Origin of the sequence: Pseudarthrobacter phenanthrenivorans Sphe3, assembly GCF_000189535.1 — a bacterium.
GTDB lineage: Bacteria > Actinomycetota > Actinomycetes > Actinomycetales > Micrococcaceae > Arthrobacter > Arthrobacter phenanthrenivorans.
In genome coordinates this window covers 2,668,182-2,681,728 of record NC_015145.1, presented here as the reverse complement: position 1 = coordinate 2,681,728, position 13,547 = coordinate 2,668,182, and the positions used below count along the sequence as shown (strand labels likewise).

At 66.7% G+C, this 13,547-nt stretch carries 17 protein-coding genes and 1 riboswitch; of the genes, 3 read left to right on the top strand and 14 right to left on the bottom strand.

The window, feature by feature from the left end:
* Positions 1 to 222 precede the first annotated feature (222 nt).
* The gene (locus tag ASPHE3_RS12470) at positions 223 to 1,209 is read left to right on the top strand and encodes a S1C family serine protease (RefSeq protein WP_013601565.1); all 987 of its coding nucleotides are present in this window, start codon (positions 223 to 225) and stop codon (positions 1,207 to 1,209) included.
* Between the two features lie 58 nt (positions 1,210 to 1,267).
* Here ASPHE3_RS12470 and ASPHE3_RS12465 read toward each other — a convergent pair whose 3' ends face one another.
* The 10 genes from ASPHE3_RS12465 to ASPHE3_RS12420 all read right to left on the bottom strand — a co-directional run bounded on the left by ASPHE3_RS12465 (position 1,268) and on the right by ASPHE3_RS12420 (position 9,811).
* Positions 1,268 to 1,636: a hypothetical protein gene (locus tag ASPHE3_RS12465; protein ID WP_013601564.1), complete on the bottom strand. Its 369-nt coding sequence runs from the start codon at positions 1,634 to 1,636 to the stop codon at positions 1,268 to 1,270.
* Positions 1,637 to 1,729: 93 nt separating this feature from the next.
* A complete protein-coding gene (locus tag ASPHE3_RS12460) occupies positions 1,730 to 2,140 on the bottom strand; it encodes a fluoride efflux transporter FluC (protein WP_013601563.1) in 411 nt (136 codons plus the stop codon).
* Positions 2,137 to 2,565: a fluoride efflux transporter FluC gene (locus tag ASPHE3_RS12455; RefSeq protein WP_013601562.1), complete on the bottom strand. Its 429-nt coding sequence runs from the start codon at positions 2,563 to 2,565 to the stop codon at positions 2,137 to 2,139. Before ASPHE3_RS12455 ends, ASPHE3_RS12460 begins: the two co-directional genes overlap by 4 nt.
* Complete coding sequence (locus ASPHE3_RS12450) at positions 2,562 to 3,290, bottom strand: metal-dependent transcriptional regulator (protein WP_013601561.1); 729 nt, start codon at positions 3,288 to 3,290, stop codon at positions 2,562 to 2,564. Before ASPHE3_RS12450 ends, ASPHE3_RS12455 begins: the two co-directional genes overlap by 4 nt.
* Positions 3,291 to 3,333: 43 nt before the next feature.
* Entirely contained in the window at positions 3,334 to 4,092 is a 759-nt protein-coding gene (locus tag ASPHE3_RS12445) for a class I SAM-dependent methyltransferase (RefSeq protein WP_013601560.1), read from the bottom strand.
* Between the two features lie 89 nt (positions 4,093 to 4,181).
* A complete protein-coding gene (locus tag ASPHE3_RS12440) occupies positions 4,182 to 5,606 on the bottom strand; it encodes an aminotransferase class V-fold PLP-dependent enzyme (protein ID WP_013601559.1) in 1,425 nt (474 codons plus the stop codon).
* Positions 5,607 to 5,640: 34 nt separating this feature from the next.
* A riboswitch (SAM riboswitch) is annotated at positions 5,641 to 5,754 on the bottom strand.
* A gap of 153 nt (positions 5,755 to 5,907) precedes the next feature.
* Complete coding sequence (hisN, locus tag ASPHE3_RS12435) at positions 5,908 to 6,720, bottom strand: histidinol-phosphatase (RefSeq protein WP_013601558.1); 813 nt, start codon at positions 6,718 to 6,720, stop codon at positions 5,908 to 5,910.
* A 48-nt stretch (positions 6,721 to 6,768) separates the two neighbouring features.
* Entirely contained in the window at positions 6,769 to 7,884 is a 1,116-nt protein-coding gene (rsgA, locus tag ASPHE3_RS12430; RefSeq protein ID WP_013601557.1) for a ribosome small subunit-dependent GTPase A, read from the bottom strand.
* Positions 7,868 to 9,256, bottom strand: coding sequence for a 3-phosphoshikimate 1-carboxyvinyltransferase (gene aroA, locus ASPHE3_RS12425; RefSeq protein ID WP_013601556.1), 1,389 nt, complete (start codon positions 9,254 to 9,256; stop codon positions 7,868 to 7,870). The genes rsgA and aroA overlap by 17 nt, the downstream gene beginning before the upstream one ends.
* Positions 9,257 to 9,262: 6 nt before the next feature.
* On the bottom strand, positions 9,263 to 9,811 hold the full coding sequence (locus tag ASPHE3_RS12420) for a DoxX family protein (RefSeq protein ID WP_013601555.1): 549 nt from the start codon (positions 9,809 to 9,811) through the stop codon (positions 9,263 to 9,265).
* A 269-nt stretch (positions 9,812 to 10,080) separates the two neighbouring features.
* On the opposite strand from ASPHE3_RS12420, the gene ASPHE3_RS12415 reads away from it, so the two are divergent.
* Positions 10,081 to 10,851, top strand: a complete 771-nt coding sequence (locus ASPHE3_RS12415) for a sigma-70 family RNA polymerase sigma factor (protein WP_141002013.1) — start codon at positions 10,081 to 10,083, stop codon at positions 10,849 to 10,851.
* A complete protein-coding gene (gene rsrA / locus ASPHE3_RS12410) occupies positions 10,848 to 11,108 on the top strand; it encodes a mycothiol system anti-sigma-R factor (RefSeq protein WP_013601553.1) in 261 nt (86 codons plus the stop codon). Before ASPHE3_RS12415 ends, rsrA begins: the two co-directional genes overlap by 4 nt.
* A 96-nt stretch (positions 11,109 to 11,204) precedes the next feature.
* Here rsrA and ASPHE3_RS22930 read toward each other — a convergent pair whose 3' ends face one another.
* The 4 genes from ASPHE3_RS22930 to ASPHE3_RS12395 form a co-directional block, all read right to left on the bottom strand.
* Entirely contained in the window at positions 11,205 to 11,279 is a 75-nt protein-coding gene (locus ASPHE3_RS22930) for a 50S ribosomal protein bL37 (RefSeq protein WP_369299106.1), read from the bottom strand.
* 123 nt (positions 11,280 to 11,402) lie between these two features.
* Positions 11,403 to 12,014: a PadR family transcriptional regulator gene (locus ASPHE3_RS12405; protein WP_013601552.1), complete on the bottom strand. Its 612-nt coding sequence runs from the start codon at positions 12,012 to 12,014 to the stop codon at positions 11,403 to 11,405.
* A complete protein-coding gene (locus ASPHE3_RS12400; RefSeq protein ID WP_013601551.1) occupies positions 12,014 to 12,841 on the bottom strand; it encodes a DUF4097 family beta strand repeat-containing protein in 828 nt (275 codons plus the stop codon). The genes ASPHE3_RS12405 and ASPHE3_RS12400 overlap by 1 nt, the downstream gene beginning before the upstream one ends.
* 85 nt (positions 12,842 to 12,926) lie before the next feature.
* Complete coding sequence (locus ASPHE3_RS12395) at positions 12,927 to 13,526, bottom strand: GDSL-type esterase/lipase family protein (RefSeq protein WP_013601550.1); 600 nt, start codon at positions 13,524 to 13,526, stop codon at positions 12,927 to 12,929.
* Positions 13,527 to 13,547: the final 21 nt, after the last annotated feature.

The window sequence follows — 13,547 nt, the reverse complement described above, 5'->3', positions numbered from 1 at the left end:
TTAGGCTGTGCCGGCCCACCCTCAACACCCCGGTCTTCGGACCGGGGTGTTTTTTGCTCCCGCCATAGACCAGGGCAAGCCCGGTCAGTTCACCGAAGGAGTACCCGTTCACCCAAGGCGTAGCGGCGGCGGGACTAGCAGCCGGACCTGAAAGGTTGTGCCTTTTAGGACCCGGAGGCGGTGCCAGGCCGCGCCGGGAGCGGTACAACCGGGAGGTGCGCCATGGGCCAGGCGCTGGAGCCTGCACCAGATGATGACGACGGCGACGCGCTGGACTCGTATTCACGGACAGTCATGCGCGTGGCCGCTGCCGTGACGCCGCACGTGGCCGCCATTGAAATGTCCGCTGGACGGGGACGCAACGGCCGCATGCGGGTGGGCGCCGGTTCAGCCGTGCTGTTTACCGAGGACGGCTACCTCCTGACCAACTCGCACGTGGTGGCCGGCACCCAGCGGGGCCACGCCGTCTTCGCGGACGGCAGCCGGATGGAACTGGAACTGGTCGGCGCGGACCCCTTGTCCGACCTTGCCGTGGTCCACGGCAGGAGGCCCAGGATTGCCCCGGCCGAATTCGGCGAGGCAGAGTCACTGCGGGTGGGACAACTCGTTGTTGCTGTCGGAAATCCGCTAGGCCTGGCCGGCTCGGTCACGGCGGGGGTGGTCAGCGGCCTGGGCCGCGCCATCCCCGTGTGGGCCGGTGGAAACCGCAGGGTCATCGAGGATGTCATCCAGACCGACGCTGCACTGAACCCGGGCAACTCCGGGGGAGCGCTGGCTGACACCCACAGCCGGATCGTGGGCATCAACACGGCAGTGGCCGGGGCAGGGCTGGGCCTGGCCATCCCCATCAATGCCACCACCCGGAGGATCATTGCCGCCCTGCTCGCCGACGGCCGCGTTAAACGCGCCTACCTGGGCCTGGTCAGTACCCCGGCCCGGCTCAGTCCCAGTGCTGTCATCCGGACCGGACAGCGGGAAGGCCTTCAGGTGGTGGAAGTGCTGGCAGGATCCCCGGCAGCTAAAGCCGGGATAGCCGCCGGAGACATCCTGCTCACTGCCGGCGGCCGCCAGGTCAGCACTGCCGAAAGCCTGCAGCGGCTGCTGTTCGCCGACGCCATCGGACAGCCGCTGGACGTCGTCGTGCTCCGGGACGGGCGCGAAGTCCACCTCATCGCGGTGCCCGAGGAGATGTCCGGCAACGGAAAGTAGGCTGGACGCGCCGGTCCCACAAATCAAAGTGAAGCCAGCCGGCAACAGCAGGAAGAGATCAGGCTTGGCCCGGGACGTCTGCGATGCCTACGAAACGCGTCCCAACGCCGTCGAACTCACTGCGGACGTATCCCGCACGCACGCGGGGAATATCTGCCGGCGGATGGTGCCCGCACACCACATAGGTGAATTCCGGCCACCACTTCTTGGGGCGGGCGGCTTCCTCGTAACCGCAGACGGCGCACTCAAGGTGGACCCACACCGGGCGCTTGCCGGTACGGTTGGCCCGCGACTGGACCAGCCAGGCCGGCGGGTTGTCCAGGATTTCGCCGAGCTCGGCTTCGCTCATCCACTTTGGCAGGCCATGGCGTTGCGCCATCTCCAGGGGTACGTCAAGGGCAATGGCCGCGTCGCGTCTGCTAATCATCACCATCCACGATACGGGAGCCCGCCAAATCCGGACCTGCAGGGATCCGCCACAACAGCAGGCCCGCCCACGCCTCCAACAAACCCAGCAAGCTTAGGACAGCAGGGCCATGCCAGCCACGGCCGCAGCAAACCCCAGAACCAGGTTGGCCGCAACATTCATAGCCGCTGACAGGAACCGCGCTTCGCCCAGCAGCCGCACGGTTGCCGTGGTCCATGAACTGAACGTGGTGAGTCCGCCAGCCAGGCCCGTGGCCAGGGCGCCCTGCCACTCCGGGCCCAAGCCCTGCCGGGCGATAAGGGCGTGAGCCGCCCCGATGATGAAGCAGCCGGCAACGTTGACCACCAGCGTGGCCCACGGCCAGTGCAGCCTTACGGGAATACGAGCACCAGCACCGGCAGCCCGGATACGGCGTGAGCTATGGTGCGCAAACCAGCTGTCGACGCCGAAACGGAGCAGCGCCCCGCCCACACCGAAAACGCCCACCAGCACGGCCGCGATCATGGCCCGCTCCGGACCGGCCGGCCGATCTGCTTCCCAAACCGCCACCCGAGGCCGGCGGCACCAAGCCCCAGCACCAGCGACAACCCAAGGTAGGCAATCCACACGCCGTGCTCTCCGGCCCGCGCCAGCTGGTCCACGGAGAAAACTACGGCAGAGAACGTGGTGAAGGACCCCAGGAGGCCGGGGCCCAACCCGGCCCGCAGCCAGAAAGCCGTTCCGGGGCGGGCGAGCCATGCAGTGGTCAGGGCAGCCAGCACAAAGCTGCCCGCCACGTTGATGCAAAGTGTTGCCCACGGGAACGCACCCGGCACCTCGGGGAAAGCCAGGCCCAGGCCGTACCGCAGTTCGGTGCCCACCAACCCCCCGGCCGCAACGGCCAGCCAGACGGGTAGCCCGGGCGACGCTGCTGATTCCCGCCTGCTCATACCCTGGACGTGCCGGCATCCCCGAGGAGGCAGCCGGGGTGCGGGTGGTCGCTGTGCACCCACAGCGCCGAGGTGACCTCGTCCGCGAGGTCGTAGTCCCGGGTCCGGCCCGAGTTCCTGATCCGGACCACCAGGGCCCCGCCAAAGGGCCTGCGCCCCACCACTTCGACCTCTGCGTCGAGGTCGATCTCCTCGGCTGCAAGGTAGCGAAGCAGGTCGGGGTTGTCGTCACTGATCCGGGTGATCCGGCCTGTGTGGCCTTCATCGAGTTCACCCATGAGGTGGGCGCGGGGCATGAGCACCTGGCCGTCCGCCGTGGGGATGGGATCCCCGTGCGGATCGCGCTGCGGGTTCCCGAGCTTGGCTGCCACCCGTTCAACGAACGTGTCCGAGACGGCGTGCTCCAGCAGTTCGGCCTCATCATGCACCTCGTCCCAGCTGTATCCCAGCTGCTGGACGAGGTACGTTTCGATCAGGCGGTGGCGCCGCACCATGGAAAGCGCCAGCCGCAGGCCCGTGTCCGTCAGCCTGATGGCACTGTACGGCTTGTGGTCAACCAGGCCCTGGTCCTTCAGCTTGCGGACCATCTCCGAGACAGATGAATTGGCCACTCCCAGCCGCTGCGCCAGTTGCGAGGACGTGATGGGCTTGTCCTGCCATTCGGTGAATGAGTAGATGACCTTGACGTAGTCCTCAATGGAGGAGGAGGGCGCACTGGTCTTCACGGATTCAAGCCTACCGGCTCGCCCGACGCCGGGCGGCTGCCGCTCATGCCCTTACCGCCCGCCACGCCAAAGCGAGGTAAGGCAGTTCCAGTTCTTCGTCCGGACCATGCCCCAGATGCTCGTGGAGGTACCAGTCGAGGTTCGCCAGCACCTTGGCCCGGGTGGCCTCGCCCGCACGCAGGTAGTAGCTCCGCGACTTCGTCAGCTCCATCAGGCCATGGGTGGTAACGGCGTCCTGCCAGTGGGTCAGATGGCTTTCCAGCCGCTCAAACTCCGGCCCCACCAGCGGCCGGAAACCAGGCTTGTAGACGTCCCCGGCATGCATGATCCGGGAGAGCCGGTGCACCCAGGGGACGGAAGTGTCCAGCTGGTTCCAGACAAGCCCCAGGGTTCCGCCCGGGCGCAGTACCCGCGCCAGTTCCGTACTTGCCCGCAGCGCATCGCACCAGTGCCATGCCTGCGCAACGGTGACGACGTCGAACGCCGCCTCGGGCAGGCCGGTAGCCTCAGCGGTGCCCAGCGCAGCCGTGGCGCCCGGGCAGTGCTGCACCAGTTGTGCGAGCATGTCCGCCGAAGGATCCACGGCTGTGACGGAGAGTCCCAGGTCGAGCAACAGTTCCGTGAACTTGCCGGTCCCCGCGCCCACATCGAGGGCGTCACGGGCGCCCGGAGGTACTACCCAGCGGGCAGTTTCCGCAGGGTAGCCGGGCCGCACCTGCTGGTAGTGTTCGCCACCGTCCTGGAAGCTTTGGCCGAGCTCCCGGCGGCGGCCGTGATCCAGCCTGGGGCCACCCCGTGCCACGAGCGGCCTCCTTCATCCGGGTACTTTGGTGTCTTCCGAATTTACCGCATCTGGTGCCCGGCCAAGGTCCCAGGGGGGACCAAGCGGGATCAGTCGTCGATGCAGGGCGCCGCGCCGGCGGTGCCGGGGGTGTTAGGTGCCCAGTGCGGGTACGTACGGTTGTCGTTGGCGGGAACCCAGCGGCCGGCGTCAACCACATAGTCCCAGCCAAGGCCCTTGCTGCGCAGGTCCCGGATGCCGGCCAGGAGCCGCTCGGCGTCCTCCAGCCTGGAGCCGACACCGAAGCTGGCCCGCAGGGAACCGGACGGAAGCCCCAGCCGCTTCAGGAGCGGGTGTGCGCAGAAGCGGCCGTCGCGCAGCCCCACGCCATGTTCCGCTGACAGGTAGGCGGCCACCAGGCCGGCGTCGTAGCCCTCCACGGAGAAGTTGACCACGCCGATGGTGTCCGTGTCCGGGTCGGTGTCCTTGAAAATCTGGTGGACCGTAACGCCGTCGATCTCCTGCAGGCCCTCCACGAGGAACGACCGGATGGCGGATTCGTGGGCGTGCCACCGGTCCTGGTCAAGTTCGGCGATGACCTGGGTGGCGCGGGCCAGCGTGGCGGCGCCAAGGACGTTCGGTGATCCGCCCTCATGGCGGGCTGGGCCGGTTGCCCAGCTGACGCCGTCGAGCCTTGCTTCCTTCACGGCCCCACCGCCGGCAAGGTGGGGGGTGCCGGCGTCGAGCCAGTCCGCCCTGCCAACCAGCACGCCCGCGCCGAAGGGCGCGTACAGCTTGTGCCCGGAGAAAGCGATGTAGTCCACGTCGTCGGGGGTGATGTCCACGCGCCGGTGGGGGGCCAGCTGGGCTGCGTCCACCACGATCCGTGCGCCGTGCCCGTGGGCCAGGGCGGCGAGGGCACGGATGGGAAGGATCTCACCGGTGACGTTCGAGGCGCCGGTGATGGCGAGCAGGCTCACTCCGCCCTGTTCCAGTTCGGCCCTGACCGCGTCGATGGTGCCTGCGATCGTGTCTTCCGCGACGATGCTGCGGTGCGGCACGCCCTGCCATGGCAGGAGGTTGGCGTGGTGCTCGATGTCCAGGTAAAGCACGTCGCCGTCCGGTACCCCGCCGGTTGCGGGCAGGCAGCCTGCCAGCAGGTTGAGCGAGTCAGTGGTGTTGCGCGTGAAGATGACGGAGTCATCCGGGCGGCCGCCCACGAATCCGCGGACAATGGCGCGGGCGTTCTCGTACACGGAGGTGCTGATCTGGGACGCGTAGCCTGCGCCGCGGTGGACGCTGGCGTAGTAGGGCAGGATCTCGTTGAGGTACGCGGACACCACAGTCAGAGCCGGGGCGGACGCACCATAGTCGAGGTTCGCGTAGCGGACGTGCCCGCCATGGATCAGCGGGGCCTGGATTTCAGCGCCGGTGACTGCTGCAAGCGGGCGGCCGGCGGCGGCCTGCCACTGGTCAAAGAGGGCAGTGGTTGCAGGCTGGATGGCAGCGCTGGGGGAGACGGTGGCAGTTGTCACAAAGACCTCACTTCACAACAGGACTCCGTGACGGAATCCGCGCTTGCCGCATCCGTTCCGGACCGGCCTGGTCGTCACCCGGGGCACCCCACCGCGAATGGAGGGTTGCCGGCCAGCAAACCGGGGTTTTGCGCTGGCACTCGTGACCTGGTTAAGAGCGTAGGACATGGGCAGGGAAGGTTAAAAGCCGGCGGAAATGTTAAGGGCTTTGTTACGTCCGCTTGGAAAAGGGCCCCTTCACCGAACATTACGACGGCGGCCGCCTCTGTGGGGAGTCAGCCGCCGTCGGAAATTCGATGGATCAGAGGAGGTCGTCGAGGTCCGGGTTCAGCCTGCGCAGCACCTCGGAGTGCAGGATGGAGTTGGTGGCCAAGGCATTCCCGCCGAACGGTCCGTCTTCGCCCTCCAGCGACGTGAAGCGGCCGCCCGCCTCCACCACAATGGGGACCAGGGCAGCCATGTCGTAAAGGTTCAGTTCAGGCTCGCAGGCAATGTCCACCGAGCCTTCCGCAACCATGCAGTAGGACCAGAAGTCGCCGAAGGCCCGGGTCCGCCACACATCCTCGGTGAGGCCCAGGAACTCGTTGAGGTTGCCGCGTTCCTTCCAGCCGCCCAGGCTCGAATAGGACAGCGAGGCATCGGACAGGCTGGAGACGTTGGAGACCCTGAGGCGGGTGGCCGCGGCCAGGGAACGCCCCATGTAGGCGCCCATGCCTTTCGCCGCCCACCAGCGCTTGCCCAGCGCGGGAGCGCTCACCACGCCCACCACCGGTTCGCCCTCATCCACCAGTGCGATCAGGGTGGCCCAGACCGGAACGCCCCGGACGAAGTTCTTGGTCCCGTCAATGGGATCAATGATCCACCGCCGTGATCCGTGCCCGGTGCTGCCGAACTCCTCGCCGAGGACGGCATCGCGCGGACGGGAACGGGAGAGCTGGCCGCGGATGGCTTCTTCGGCCGCCTTGTCCGCGTCGGTGACGGGCGTCAGGTCCGGCTTGGTCTCAACGTGGAGGTCCAGGGCCTTGAAGCGGCTCATGGTCTGGTCATCCACGGAATCAGCCAGGACATGGGCCAGGCGCAGGTCATCGTTATAGCTCGAAGCGGGTTGGATCATGGTTCCAAACTACCGTCTGCGCGCGCTTCTGCCGGGAACCGGCGCCCGTCAGTTGACGCTGCCCAGCTCCTTGGCCTCCTGGGCTTCCATCCTCGGGTCGGTGCCGAGGAGCCGCCGGAGGGAGGCCAGCCGGGCGGCGCCGGTGGGCCCGGCATGGCCTTCCGCCACCCACGCGTCCAGCCCGCAGTCCACGGCAGCCGCGGTGTGCTTGCAGCCCCGCTCGCAGTCATCGGTGCCGGGGGAGAGGTCCGGGAAGGACCTCAGGATCCTGTCCGGATCCACGTGTGCCAGGCCGAAGGAGCGGATGCCCGGGGTATCGATGATCCAGCTGCCGGGGGGTGCGTCCGCGAGGCGGAGGGCAAGGGCCGACGACGACGTGTGCCGGCCGCGGCCCGTCACCGCGTTCACGCCGCCGGTTGCCCGCTCCGCGCCCGTCAAAGCGTTCACCATGGTTGACTTGCCCACGCCCGAGTGCCCCAGCATGACGGTGACCTTCCCGTCGAGGTGGGCGCGGAGTTCCGATACCGCCGCGCTGTCCAGCCGGGCGGACAGGCCGTCGTCGGACCGGGCGTCCACGCCTGACGCCTGTGCATCAGCCGTCCGGCTGATGATCACCGGAAAGTCCAGGTGGGTGTAATTGGAGAGCAGTTCCGCGGGGTCCTTGACGTCCGCTTTGGTGACCAGCAGGATCGGCTCGATGCCGGCGTCGTACGCTGCCACCAGGGCCCGGTCGATGAAGCCCGTGCGCGGCTCCGGGTTGGCGGCCGCCACCACGATCACCAGCTGGTCGGCATTGGCCACCACGGCCCGCTCCACCGGATCGGTGTCGTCCGCGCTGCGCCGCAGGAGCGTCTTGCGGTCCTGGATCTTCACCAGGCGGGCCAAGGTGTCGGGTTCGCCCGAGACGTCGCCCACGAGTGAGACAAAGTCTCCGGCCACCACGGGGTTCCGGCGCAGTTCCCTTGCCCTGGCGGCAATAACCAGGCGTTCGTTGTCCGAGTCCTCGCCCACCACAGCGGTGTACCTGCCACGGTCAACGGTGATGATGCGCCCGGTCACGGCGTCGTCATGGCTGGGGCGGTCCTTGGTCCGGGGCCTCGAGCCCTTCTTGCTCGGCCTGATCCGGACGTCCGATTCATCCCAGGAGTCAGTGCTCCGCGCCACCGCTGGAACCTTCCGCCCCCGTACCGGCCGGACCGTCCTGGGCCAGCATGTCCGCCCAGAGCCGCGGGAAGTCCGGCATGGTCTTGGCGGTGGTGGCAATGTCCTCCACCTGGACCCCCTCCACAGCCAGGCCAAGGATGGCGCCGGCCGTAGCCATGCGGTGGTCCGCATAGCTGTGCACGACGCCGGCGTGCAGCTTGGCGGGGCGGATCACCAGGCCGTCGCTGGTTTCCTCCGCGTCACCGCCGAGGCGGTTGATTTCGGCCACGAGCGCAGCAAGCCGGTCCGTCTCGTGGCCCCGCAGATGGGCGATCCCGCTCAACCGCGAGGGCGCGTCGGCCAGCGCGCACAAGGCTGCCACCGTGGGGGCGAGCTCGCTGGTGTCGGCGAAGTCCGCGCCCTTGATGGTGGGGCCGCCCGTAACAGTCAGGACGCCGTCGCGCAGGGAAACGTCCGCGCCCATCCGGGTGAGGATGCTGCGCCACAGGTCGCCCACCTGCTGCGTCTCTTCGGGCCAGCCCGGGATGCGGACCGTGCCGTGGGACGCCAGCGCTGCCGCGAGGAAAGGCCCGGCGTTGGAGAGGTCCTGCTCGATCCGCTGGTCAAATGCACGGATGGGTCCGGGGCTGACAACCCAGTGGTTGGGGACGGAATCATCGACAGCCACCCCGGCACCCCGGAGGACGGAGACTGTCATGTTGATGTGGTCAAGGCTCGGCACCGGCTTGCCCACATGCTCCAGGTGCAGGCCTTCCGTGAACCGTGCCCCCACCAGGAGCAGGGCGGAGACGAACTGGGAGGACGCGCTGGCGTCCACCACCAGGTGGCCGCCGCGGACTTCCCCGGTGCCCTCCACAAGGAACGGCAGTGACGACGGCGTCCCGCCCTCCTCGCTGGTGACAGCCACTCCCAGCGCCTTGAGCGCCTCAATGATGGTTCCCATGGGCCGCTTGCGGGCGTGGGGGTCGCCGTCGAACACGCTGGCGCCGTTGCGGAGCGCCGCGAGCGGCGGTACGAAGCGCATGACTGTGCCGGCGAGCCCGCAATCGATCCTGGTCACGGACGAGGCCGCCCCGGGGTCCAGCGGAACAACCTCCAGGTCGGGCCCGAAGGCACCGTCCCCGGGTACCTCCGTGATGGTGGCGCCGAGCTGGCGCAGGGCCTGGACCATGAGCGCTGAGTCCCTGGAGTGCAGGGGCGCGCGGAGGCGGGACGGTCCGTCCGCCAGGGCAGCCAGGACCAGGTATCTGTTGGTCAGCGACTTGGAGCCCGGAACTGTAACGGTGGCGTTGACGGGCCGGGACGCGAAGGGCGCGGGCCAGTGGGGGACAGGCGTTCCGGACTCATCCCGGACGGCGGGTGCTGCGGTCATTCGCTGTTATGCCCCCGTGGCCTGTTCCACGGCGCGTCGCACTGCCTTGTCCGCTTTGTGCAGCTTCTTGTTGGTGGTCTTCCGGGCATCGGCAGCGAGGTGGGAGGCACCTTTGCGCGCATCGGCAGCGAGGTGCTCGGCCCGCCAGGCGAGGCCCGGCTTGCCGGCAGTGTCCACGGATGCCAGCAGGGCGCCGCCGCTGAGGGACAGGTTCTTCAGCAGCTGGTTCCGGCGGGTCTCGCGCCCCTCCTTGCTGCTGATGTCCGCACTGCGCCATTCCACAAAGGTGTTCAGCAGTGAAATCACGGTGAGCACAGTGGCGGAAAGCCTGGAGAACTTGCCCAGTCCGAAGAGCACCCCGGCGCCCACCTGGGTTCCGCCAATAACGCGTGCCAAGGTCTTTTCATCCGACTTGAACGGCAGGGAAGCAGCGGCCTTGCGCAGCAGCGGCGAGAGCTGCTGTGCGGTGTCATCTGCGTTCTTGAGCTTATCCATTCCGGCGAGGACAAAGCTGGAGGCCAGCATGGGGCGGGCGAGCGTGCGGATAAAGGACATGGATTTCCTCCTGGATGGACGAACCGCGTCGAAGCGGCGGAGTCCGTTCTAGTCTTGCACTTTTGGGGAATATTTGCCGAAGCCACGGGGTTATGGAAGTCGTATCCGGAGATCTCCGGATTGGACAAGACAGGTACGGAGTTGGGCCCTTGGCGCGCGTATTGGACGGAATTGAAGTTACAGGCCCGGTGGCACTGGACTCGATCGAGGCCGGGCCGCCACGGTACGACACGCCGCCTGCCGGCCGCCTGACAGTAGACTTGAAGGCAATGAGCACCCTGGATCCGGCCGTCTCGGCCATGTATGAGGCTTCCCGTAACGAGCCAACGAGCAGTACTGCCGCCGGACCTGAGGCTGCGGAGTCCGAAACTGTCCCGGTATCCGGAGCCGGGGATGCGGGCGCTGACCAGGTGGACGTTTCCACTGAATCCGCGGAAGAGCGCAGGCTCCGGTTTGAACGCGACGCGATGCAGTATGTGGACCAGCTGTATTCGGCGGCGATGCGGATGGCAAGGAACCCCTCGGACGCCGAGGACCTTGTCCAGGAGGCCTACACCAAGGCTTTCTCCGCGTTCCACCAGTACAAGCCCGGTACCAACCTCAAAGCCTGGCTGTACCGGATCCTGACCAACACTTATATCAATCTGTACCGCAAGCGCCAGCGCGAGCCGCTCCAGTCGAACTCGGACACCATTGAGGACTGGCAGTTGGCGCGGGCTGAGTCACACACCTCGAGCGGACTCCGGTCCGCTGAGGCTGAGGCGTTGGACCACCTTCCGGATTCCGACGTCAAACGGGCACTCCAGGACATTCCAGAAGAATTCCGCCTTGCGGTCTACTTCGCCGATGTTGAGGGGTTCGCCTACAAGGAAATTTCAGACATCATGAATACGCCCATCGGCACGGTGATGTCCCGGCTCCACCGCGGCCGGAGAATGTTGCGGGACATGCTGGGAGAATACGCCGCAGAGCGCGGATTCAAAACGGCCGCCGATTCACAGGACGCGGCAGGAAGCACACAACAGGAGAGCAGGAAATGAGCGACTGCCAGGGATTGGGCGATTGCGATGACACCCGGATGCAACGCATTTACGAGTACCTCGACGGTGCGTTGACGCGCGAGGACATTACCGACATCAAGAACCACCTTGATGACTGCCCGGAATGCACCGAGCAGTATGACCTCGAGTGTGTGATCCGCAACATGGTCAAGCGGTCCTGCACCGAGGCTGCTCCGGAGAACCTGAAGAACGCCATCCTGGACCGGATCCATTCCATCCGTCCGGTCGACGCGTAGGGCAGGAATCGTCCAGCAGGCTGACACAGCAAAGGACCCCCGGAAGCCGCATGGCTTCCGGGGTCCTTCGCTTGAACCGTAGTCCCTGGCATTTGCCTAGGTGTTGGGGCGCTTCCCGTGGTTCGCGCCGCCACGCTTACGGTCACGACGCTTGCGTGCACGCTTGCTCATAGCTGGCCTCCTTACTGTTGGTACTCAAAAGAGCTGCCCTCAAGTCTCCCACATCCGAAGGCGCCCGGCGAACCACGTGCAGCCGCGTGACCTGCGGGTCGACTCAGATGCGGCGGGTAGGACCTAAAGCCTCAGGGAGCTGCGGATGGAGGCTCCGGCCTGTTCCAGCACCGTCCTGAGCGTTTCCAGCGCGACCGGACTGATCGGCTCCCTGCCGACGTGGGTCCGCAATTCGGCCCTCAGTTCGTCCCGGAACGCCTGCAGCATCATCTCGGCTTCCTTCAGGGACCGCTGGTTTTCCGCCGGGAAGCGGCCGGGCATCTTGAAATCGGGGGCCAGGGCCGCAGAACGCGCAGCCTCCGCGGTTGCCGCCAGGTCGGCCCGCAACCCGCGCATGTTGCTGCGGATGTCCTCCCGCAGGTTGTCTGCCAGCCGGCGCACGGACGCCGAGATCTCGCTTTCCACGCCCGCCAGTTCATCCCGGCGCCGGTTAAGCTCGGCGATGCCGGAGGCCGTGATGTGGTAGTTGGTGCGGCGGCCCGCAGACTCGGTTGCCACCAGCCCCTCCTCTTCCAGTTTTCCCAACCGTGGGTAGATGGTTCCCGCACTGGGGGAGTAGGTGCCGCCAAACCGCTCCTTGAGCGCCTTAATGAGTTCGTAGCCGTGCTTCGGGCCCGACTCCAGCAGGGCCAACAGGTAAAGCCGGAGAGCTCCGTGCGCGAAGACCGGTGCCATCAGGAACCTGCTTCTGCATTTCCTGCCACCGTGCTGTGGAAGATGGAGGTCTTGCCGGATATCGAGTTGGTGCGGACAAGCATGAGCTGGCCGTCCGGGCCCGCAATGGTTTCCACCTTGCCGTTGACCACCGCGTACCTCTGGTCCCCAATGACCACCGCGCCGCTGGCCGACTTGGCTACGATGTCCACGCCGACGTCGTGCGGCAGCCGGATGGTGAGGTCTCCGGAGACTGAGTTGGCACCGAAGTCCTTGGTGAAGCCCAGGAGGTCGAAACTCATGTCGCCGCTGACGGTATTCGCCCGGATGTTGCTGAGATGCCCCGACGCGGTCACCTCGCCGGAAACGCTCTTGGCGGTCAGGATCCCGGTGTGGTTTCGGGCGGCCACTTCCCCGCTGACGGTGTTGATGTGCAGTTCCCCGGAGGTGCTGTCCGCCATGACCGAACCCGATACCGTGTTCAGGCGGGTGTGTCCGGTAACCCCGGAAACCATTCCGTCGCCGCTGACCGTGCCGGCTTCCACGTCAATGTTCTCCGGGACGGCGATGCTGATGACCGCTGAATTGTCGCTGGTATGGTTGACGGTTCCCATCAGGTTCTTGAACCAGCCCTGCGGCCCGTGCAGCTGGTGGCGTATTTCCAGCCGCCCGCCGGTGAGGGAGACAGCCACGGGATCGCCGTGGACATCCGTGATCTCTATCCTGGCCACGGGTTCCTGATGGGTCACCACATCAAACCGTCCCTGGACCATCCCCAGCTTCAGGGACGTGACGCCGTCGACGTCGATGGTCTGCGGGCTGGTGACAGTCCATTCTTGATCGGTCACGGGGTCCTCCAAAGACGATATATCGTGTTGACCCTTCCACGGTACGCCCCCTCCAGGTCAGGGTCAAGATATATCGCGAATGGGCCTACTCCGGCACATCCATGCCCAGCCACTGGAACCAGCCGCGGTGCAGTACCAGCCACGCCATCAGGCCGTACCCGGCCTGGCCCGGCGTGCCGCCGTTGGCTGCAAGGTCCTGGCGCCACTGTTCATGGTTCAGCAGGGGTGAAAAGGTGTCCACGTACAGGTGTTTCCTCCGCGTGGTAACGTCCGCGAAAGCCGTGTTCAGTTCGTCGAGGCGCCGGTTCTGGGCTGGGTCCAGCGTGGGCGGGGGGCCCACCACGAAGACCTCAATACGGTTCTGGGATGCCGAGTCGAGGATGTTCGCGAGGTTGAGCCGGCTCCGTGCAGTGGAGAGCCCGAACTCGATGTCCCGCCCGGAGAGCCCGATCACCAGCCGGTTTTCGGCGTGGTCGCTGAAGCGCCGGCCGGCTTCATCCAGCCACCGTGCGGCGAGCCCCTCCGTTCCTTCCTGCGGGCAGGGGAGCGCGTAGCTTTCCAGGAGCATGCTGTCCCGGGGAGTGCGGGCCAGGACGCGTCCCAGCCAGCCGAGTGCCCGGGGGTCGCCCAGTCCGGCCAGCAGCTCATCTCCTACAGCTGCGATGCGCAGCTTCCTGTCTTCCACACGGTCCTCTTTACGTTGGTA

Coding starts and splice junctions, on each gene's coding strand:
- hisN (WP_013601558.1), bottom strand. CDS start 6,720: ATGATCCAACCCGCTTCGAGCTATAACGATGACCTGCGCCTGGCCCAT.
- ASPHE3_RS12470 (WP_013601565.1), top strand. CDS start 223: ATGGGCCAGGCGCTGGAGCCTGCACCAGATGATGACGACGGCGACGCG.
- ASPHE3_RS12405 (WP_013601552.1), bottom strand. CDS start 12,014: ATGGCACCGGTCTTCGCGCACGGAGCTCTCCGGCTTTACCTGTTGGCC.
- ASPHE3_RS12460 (WP_013601563.1), bottom strand. CDS start 2,140: ATGATCGCGGCCGTGCTGGTGGGCGTTTTCGGTGTGGGCGGGGCGCTG.
- ASPHE3_RS12465 (WP_013601564.1), bottom strand. CDS start 1,636: ATGATTAGCAGACGCGACGCGGCCATTGCCCTTGACGTACCCCTGGAG.
- ASPHE3_RS12420 (WP_013601555.1), bottom strand. CDS start 9,811: ATGTCCTTTATCCGCACGCTCGCCCGCCCCATGCTGGCCTCCAGCTTT.
- ASPHE3_RS12455 (WP_013601562.1), bottom strand. CDS start 2,565: ATGAGCAGGCGGGAATCAGCAGCGTCGCCCGGGCTACCCGTCTGGCTG.
- rsrA (WP_013601553.1), top strand. CDS start 10,848: ATGAGCGACTGCCAGGGATTGGGCGATTGCGATGACACCCGGATGCAA.
- ASPHE3_RS12415 (WP_141002013.1), top strand. CDS start 10,081: ATGAGCACCCTGGATCCGGCCGTCTCGGCCATGTATGAGGCTTCCCGT.
- aroA (WP_013601556.1), bottom strand. CDS start 9,256: ATGACCGCAGCACCCGCCGTCCGGGATGAGTCCGGAACGCCTGTCCCC.